The following is a 7,279-nucleotide window of genomic DNA, read 5'->3' on the forward strand; positions in this document are numbered from 1 at the left end:
CGGGAGGCGGCCCGGAACGTGGTCCCGGAACGTGGTCCCGGGACGTAGACCGGGGGGACCCGGGGCATGGCCTCGGGACCTGGACCCAGAGGGTGGCCCCGGGACCTGGACCCAGGAGGTGGCCCCGGGACGCCGGCCCAGGAGGTGGTCCCCGGACGTGGACCGGGAGGGCCGTCTCCGGGCGGGCCCCCGGACGGCCGTCCCCGGACGTGCCCGGACGACCGTCCCCGGACGTGGACCGGGAGGGCCGTCCCCGGGCGTGCCCGGACGACCGTCCCCGGACGTGGACCGGGAGGGCCGTCCCCGGGCGTGCCCGGACGACCGTCCCCGGACGTGCCCGGAGGACCGTCCCCGGGCGGGGACCGGGGACGGTCGTTCCGGGGATAGGGGGCGGCGGGGGTCAGCTCTCGGTGCGGGGGCGGCGGAGTAGGGCGAAGCCGAGGGCTGCGGCGCCGGTGGCGGCCAGGCCGGCGCCGCCCGCCACCAGCAGGGTGCCGTCGGCGGAACCGGAGGTGCTGACGCCCTCGGCACCGGCCTTCACGCCGCCCTTCGGCTTCGGAGTCACGGGCTTGGTGGTGGCCTTGTCCACGGCCGGGAAGGCGTAGTACTTGGTGCCCTCGCCTTCGAGCGTCACCTTGAGCTGCGGCTTGGCGCTGTCGGCCTTCACGATCTCGAACTTCTGGCCGTTGTTCTGGGCGCGCGGGTTCTTCTTGGTCAGGGTGGCCTGGACGGTGCCGGCCTTCGTGTCGTCCGCGGCGTCCTTGGGCCCGACCTTCAGTACGGCCTTGGGGCCCTCGGCGGCCGTGTTGGTCAGGTCGGCCATCGTGCCGCCGCCGACCTGGACGCCCGAGACCTTGACCCCCTGCGCCGTGTCCTTCGTGGCAGTGACCTTGCCGTCCGCGGACAGGGTGAAGGTGCGCTCGCCGACCTTCCTGGAGTCCGGCTTGCCGCCGAACGCCTTCAGGGTGGCCTTGACGCCGCCGCCCTTGCCCTGGTGGATCTCGGCCTCGTAGCCCTTGCCCTGCTTGAAGACCTTGGCGTACCAGCCGTCGCCCAGCTGCTGCGTGCCCGCGTCCTCCCGCTTGGTCTCCGACGGAGAGGCGGAGGCGGTCGGGGCGTCCGCCGCGAAGGCGTGGGCGGCCGGGAGTGCCAGTGCGGTGGCGGCACCGGCGGCGACTGCGACGGTACGGAAGGTGGCGCGCATGGATGGTTCCCCTCGGGTCGGCGTCGCCTGTGGTCTCGGTCCGGGCTCGCTACCCTTTTCGGGTGGTTTGCCCTGGCGACAACGACGACGTTACGAGGGTCATGTGTTGGTAATCCGTCGGCAATGTAACGGTTGTCCGGATGCTCCACCACGAAGTCATCAAGGGACCGAAGCCCCGCCCCCGGACGCGCGAAAGCCCTCCCGGCCTGAGCCGGAAGGGCCGCGTCACGGAGTCGATTCGGTCAGCTCAGGCCTCTGCTGCGCTCGCCGATGCGGTCACCCTGCGGAGTGCCGGCCCGCTTGAGGGCCGCCTTGGTGTGCGCTCCACCCTTGATCTTGCTCCGCACCAGGCCGTCGAAGCCGTGGCCGGGGGGACGCGGCGGCCGGTCCGGCTCCATGCCCTGGTAGGCGGTCCGGAGGTCCTGCTGCTTCTGCTCTTTGCTCATCCCGTCGTCAACTCCCTCGGGAAGCACCCAATCGGACTACTGGGATCGTATGCAGATATACGGACCAACGCACCCGGACCGGCGCGTAAATAATTATTGCGGGCGTCGAGGCGACTCCAGCACCTCGTACACCAGCTCCGCCGGACACGGCGTCCCCCGCGGAAGCTGGTACTTCGCCGCGACCCGGTACTCCCCCGCCGCCGGAGCCAGCAGCTCCGTCCACGCGTCCCCGGTCTCGTCCAGCGGCGCCTTGAACAGGCACCCGGCCGTGTTCTCGTACTCCTTCGCCGCCCCGGCCGGACGGCTGCCCCGCACCTTCGAAGCAGGCGTCTCCTGCGGCGGCTCCACCGCCTTGCCCGCGGGGTCCACCAGCCCCAGCCACGGCGAGTGCGGGACCCTCACCAGCACCCGCCCGGGCTCCCGCACCTGGATGACGAGCTGGTCGGCGCTCGCCCGCACCACGCTCGCCGGCCCGGCCACCAGATCCGTCGGGTCCAGCACCTTGAAGAGCTGCCAGTTCGAGTCGCCCCACACCTGCTGGAGGTACGGGAGCCCCCCGCGCACCAGCTTCGCCTCGTCCTCGCCGCCCGAGTCGGGTTTGTCGGCGGGCAGCACCACATAGTGCACGGCCCAGCGCTCCAGCCACGCCCGGTAGCTGTCCGCGGTGAGGGTGTCGTCGTAGAAGAGCGGGTTGCGCTCCAGGTCGGCCTGCCGGTTCCAGCCGCGCGCGAGGTTCACGTACGCCGGGAAGGCCGAGGACTCGCGGTGGCTGCTGGCCGGCACCACCTCGACGCGGCCGCGGTCGGCGCCCGCCTTCTGCAGCCGGTCGACGAGCGGGGCCAGCTCGCGGCTCCAGGCGGCCATCGGGGTGGTGCGGACGATGTCGGTGACGCTGTTGACGGTGATCCACGTCGTCAGCCCGGCGAAGGCGAGCAGCACCGCGTACCAGTGCCGCGAGCGCCGCCGCGCGTACGGGAGCGCCGCGAGCAGCACCGCCCCGCCGAACAGCATGGCCAGCCGGGTGACGTTCGAGCCGACCTGGGAGTCGACCGCCCAGGTCAGGGCCACGCCCAGGGCATAGACACCGGACGCGATCCGGACCGTCTGCCAGCCCTTCGGTACGAGGAACAGCACGGCCAGCGCGAAGACGAACGGCAGACACGCCGAGCCCAGCTTCAACGGCTGCGTACCGGAGAACGGGAACAGCCAGGCGGAGAGCCCGACCACCGCCACCGGGGCCAGCCCCAGCGCGTACGCCCCCGGGCGCCGCCGGCTCAGGAACAGCGCGGCCGCGACCACCCCGAGGAAGAGCCCGGCGACCGGGCTGGAAGCGGTCGCCAGCCCCGCGAGCGGAGCCGCCACGGCGGCTTTGGCCCACCGCCGCTCGGCCCATTTGCGGGGCCAGCAGAACACGGCCGCGACGGCCGCGAGCGCGAACATCACGCCCAGCCCGAAGGTGACCCGGCCCGACAGCGCGTTGCACAGCAGCCCGTACACCCCGGCCAGCGCGGGCCACAGCGGCTCACGCACGGCGCCGCGGCAGCGGGTCAGGATCAGCGCGAGCAGCCCGGCAGAGACCGTGCCGGCGATCATCATCGTGGTCCGGACGCCGAGGATGTGCATCAGGTACGGCGAGACCACGCTGTACGAGACCGGGTGCATGCCCCCGTACCAGGCCAGGTTGTACGCCGAGTCGGGGTGCCGGCCCACGAACTCGGCCCAGGCGTCCTGCGCGGCGAGGTCGCCGCCGCTGTTGGCGAAGGTGAAGAACCAGACGACGTGCAGCACGGCCGCCAGGCCGGTCGCCACCGCCACCGGGTGCCGACGGGCCGGGTCGAGCACCCGCCGCGCCGGTCCGCGCCGTATGCCGCCGGGCTCGTCGCCGTCGCCGGACGGCCCGCCGGCGACGGCCGGCGAGCTCAGCTCACGCTCCTGCTGTTGCCCAGCGGTGGTCACAACCGACGCACTTCCCAACACGATGAGTCCCCGATGCCAAGACGCGCTCCGGCGCCCCGGGGTTGCCCCGGGGCGCCGGCCGCGCTCGCACCTGTGGTCAGCCGATCCGGGTCAGCTTGCTGCCCAGGGTGGGCGCGGTGAGGTCGTTCTGCAGCGCCACCGGAACCTTCACCTGACTGGCGCCCTCTCCGACGGTCAGCACGCCGACCTCGGTACCGGCCTTGGCGGTCTGCGGCAGCTTGCCGCCGCCGTCACTCAGCTTGACCGCGGCGGTGAGCGAGGGCCAGCCGACGGCCTCGACGTCGGCGGTGGCCACGACCGGGGTGCGGCCGCCGAGGCCGTCGTCCACGTAGCCGACGGCCTCGCCCTTCTTGACGACGACCGCGTTCGTCAGCGCCTGCTGCGTGGCGAGCATGACCTGCTTGCTGGCGGCGATGGCGGTGCCGAGGATGGGCACGCCGTGCTGGCCGAGGACGGCGCCGACGATCAGCTGGTTGGTCTTGCCGACCTTCTTCTCGGCGGCGAAGAGCAGGTTGCCGCCGGCCTTGGTGGTGGAGCCGGTCTTGATGCCGACCGCGCCGTTGAAGGGGACGAGGTCGTTGTAGTTGCGGTGCACCTTGCCGGACGGGTCGGTCCAGTTCGGCAGCTTGGTGATCGCGACCAGCTCGGGCATCTCGACGACCTTGAGGCCGAGCTTGACCTGGTCCTCCGCGGTGCTGACCGTGGTCGCGTCCAGGCCCGAGGGGTCCGTGTACGTGGTGTTGGCCATGCCGAGGCTCTTGGCGGTGTCGTTCATCTTCTTGACGAACGCCTCCTGGCCGCCGTCCCAGCGCGCGAGCAGCCGCGCGACGTTGTTGGCGGACGGGATCATGATCGCGGCGAGGGCGTCGTACTGGGAGAGCTTGTCGCCCTCCTTCAGCGTGTCGACCGTCGACTCGCCCTCGGTGTTCTTCTTGCCGTCGTCGACCGCGGTCTTGTCCACGTCGATGAGCTGGCCCTTTTCCCCCTTCTTGAGGGGGAAGTCCTTGAGGATGACGTAGGCCGTCATGACCTTCGCGACACTGCCGATCGCGATGGGCTTCTGCTCGCCGAAGGTGCCGACGGTGCCGAGGCCGGACGCCGCCATGAAGGCCTGGCCCTCCTTGGGCCAGGGCAGTACGGGGGCGCTGCCCTGGAAGGCGTACGAGGTGTTCGCGGTCATCTTGAGCTTCGGCTCGGGCATGGGGCGCACGAGCTGTACGACGGCCAGGACGATCGCGAGCAGCGCGACGATCGGGGCGTAGATCTTGAACCGCCGCACGGTGGTGCGCAGTGCGCTCGGCGGCGGGGGCGGGTTGTTGGTGAGGTCCGCCAGCATGTCGAGCGGCGGCTTGGGCGGCAGCGGCTGCTGGGTGGTCCGCTCGGGGTTCTCGGCCGGGGCCGGCTTGGGGGCCGGCGCGGGTGCGGGGGCCGATGCCGGTACGGGCTCCGGGGCCGGCTTCGGCGCCGCGGCTTCGGCGTCGTCGGTCCGCAGCGGTACGAAGGTACTGGCCTTCGGCGGCTTGACCGCGCGGAACACGGCGGTGCGCTCGCTGTCCGCGGGACCTTCGGCGGGCGCCGAAGCGGAACCGGGCTTGACCGCGCGGAACACGGCGGTGCGCTCGCTGTCTGCGGGCTCGCCGGAGGTGTCGGGCTTGCCCTCGGAGGGCGCCGAAGCGGAACCGGGCTTGATCGCCCGGAACACGGCGGTGCGCTCACTGTCCGCGGGCTCATCGGAGGCCGGGGCCTTCGGCTTGTCCGCGGCAGGGGCCGTGACCCGGAACGCGGCCGTACGCTCGCTGTCCGCGGCGGGCGTCGAACCGGAACCCGGCTTGACGGCCCGGAACACGGCGGTGCGCTCGCTGTCTGCGGGCTCGCCGGAGGTGTCGGCCTTGCCCTCGGAGGGCGCCGAAGCGGAACCGGGCTTGATCGCCCGGAACACGGCGGTGCGCTCACTGTCCGCGGGCTCATCGGCAGCCGGAGCCGCCGCGGGCTTCTCGGCGGCCGGAGCCGCCGCGGGCTTCTCGGCAGCCGGGGCCGCCGCCGACACCTCGGCAGCCCGGGGCTCCGCAGGCTTCGCAGCGACCGCGGGCTTCGTGGCGGCCGGAGCAGCCGCGGGCTTGTCGGCAGCCGGGACCGCGACGGGCTTTTCGGCGGCCGGGGCCGCCGCAGGCTTGTCGGCAGCCGGGGCCGACTCCTCGACAGCCGCGGGCTCGGCCGCCGGCGCCTCGGGCTCGGCGGAGTCCGGGTCATCCCCGGAGGGGGACGGCTCGGCGGAGTCCGGCTCCGGCTCCTCCCCGGAGGGGGACGGCGCCTCGGCCGTGGCCACCCACGCCGCCACCGCGTCCCGGAGGGGGTCCCGGTCGCCGACGGGCGACTCCGGTTCCCTCGGGCGGAGGACCGACAGCCTCGGGTCACGCTCCTCGGAGGACTCCGCCGCCCCCGACGCTCCTTCATCAACCGACTTGTCGGGGGACTCGCCCGCCACCAGTTCCTCCTCGATCGCCACCACGTCCGGCTGTCCGAATGTCTAACAGTGTCCCGTCTAGGGGGCATCGCCCCCGTGACAGACGAGAACGACATAACTTAAGGTTCCCCCGCAAAGCGGGCACGCGCTCTCGACAGATGAATGTGAGAGGCGTCACCCTGTCACTCATCCACGCGGGGAGGCATGGATGGGCAGGAGCCGCAGAACAATTCCGGAGGAGCTTCTGCTGCTCGCCTTGGACCCGGCCACGGGTACCACGGCGCAGCCGCAGTCGCTCGACCTCGGCCTGGCCGGGGCACAGCTAGTGGAGCTGGCTCTGGCAGGACGGATAGCCCCTGACGGGGATCGTATCGCCGTGGTGATGCCACGGCCGACAGGAGATCCGACTCTGGACTCCGCACTGGAACTGCTGCGCAGGCGCGGCAGCCCGGTTCGGGCCGTCCACTGGATCGGCGGACCCCGGCTGGGGCTCCGCCAGATTTACCTCGCTCACCTGGAGCGCTGCGGCATGGTCCATGCCGTTGCGGGACAGATGTGCGGGGTGCTGCCGACGACTCGCTACCAGGCGACCGACACGGCGATCAGCCGGGAGATCCGTGCCCGGCTGGACAGTGCGATCCGCACCGGCGTACCGCCGGACCCGCGGACCGCGGCGCTCGCCGCACTGGCCCACGCGGTCGGACTCGGCAAGCACCTGTACCCCGGCAATGAGGGGCGGTCGTCCAGATCCCGGCTGCGGGACCTGATTCGGCACGACCCCATGGGCGGTCTCGTGGCGCACGCCGTCATGGACGTCCAGAACGGTGTGGCCGCACAGCCGCGCCGTGACCGCGCACCGGCCCAGCCCGCTGCCCGGGCCACGGCGGGCGGAGTTCCGATGCAGCCGCGCCGGACGGGTGCGATGGCCCGCGTGGCCGCGCACTGACCTACGGGTTACCCCTACCCGTAGAACAAGAAGACCGGCAGCACGCGCAAAGGCAGCACGCGCACACGCACACAAAGCACCGCAGATCCACAGCAAGGCCACCACCGCAACCGGGGTCCCCCAAGGCCCGGTTCCGGAGCCGCCAGCGGGGGGGGGGGGGGGGGGGGGGGGGGGGGGGGGGGGGGGGGGGGGGGGGGGGGGGTGGGGGGGGGGGGGGGGGGGGGGGGGGGGGGGGGGGGGGG

At 72.8% G+C, this 7,279-nt stretch carries 5 protein-coding genes; 1 reads left to right on the plus strand and 4 read right to left on the minus strand.

Features of this window, described 5'->3' with window-relative positions:
- Positions 1–400: 400 nt before the first annotated feature.
- The 4 genes from ACZ7GJ_RS34830 to ACZ7GJ_RS34845 all read right to left on the minus strand — a co-directional run bounded on the left by ACZ7GJ_RS34830 (position 401) and on the right by ACZ7GJ_RS34845 (position 6,136).
- The gene (locus ACZ7GJ_RS34830; protein WP_470757514.1) at positions 401–1,204 is read right to left on the minus strand and encodes a hypothetical protein; all 804 of its coding nucleotides are present in this window, start codon (positions 1,202–1,204) and stop codon (positions 401–403) included.
- Between the two features lie 242 nt (positions 1,205–1,446).
- On the minus strand, positions 1,447–1,650 hold the full coding sequence (locus tag ACZ7GJ_RS34835) for a hypothetical protein (protein WP_470757516.1): 204 nt from the start codon (positions 1,648–1,650) through the stop codon (positions 1,447–1,449).
- 93 nt (positions 1,651–1,743) lie between these two features.
- Entirely contained in the window at positions 1,744–3,606 is a 1,863-nt protein-coding gene (locus ACZ7GJ_RS34840; protein ID WP_470757518.1) for an MFS transporter, read from the minus strand.
- A gap of 97 nt (positions 3,607–3,703) precedes the next feature.
- Entirely contained in the window at positions 3,704–6,136 is a 2,433-nt protein-coding gene (locus tag ACZ7GJ_RS34845) for a D-alanyl-D-alanine carboxypeptidase family protein (protein ID WP_470757519.1), read from the minus strand.
- A gap of 163 nt (positions 6,137–6,299) precedes the next feature.
- On the opposite strand from ACZ7GJ_RS34845, the gene ACZ7GJ_RS34850 reads away from it, so the two are divergent.
- Entirely contained in the window at positions 6,300–7,037 is a 738-nt protein-coding gene (locus ACZ7GJ_RS34850) for a GOLPH3/VPS74 family protein (protein ID WP_365916878.1), read from the plus strand.
- The last annotated feature ends 242 nt before the right edge of the window (positions 7,038–7,279 follow it).

The organism is Streptomyces sp. NPDC037242 (assembly GCF_055604165.1).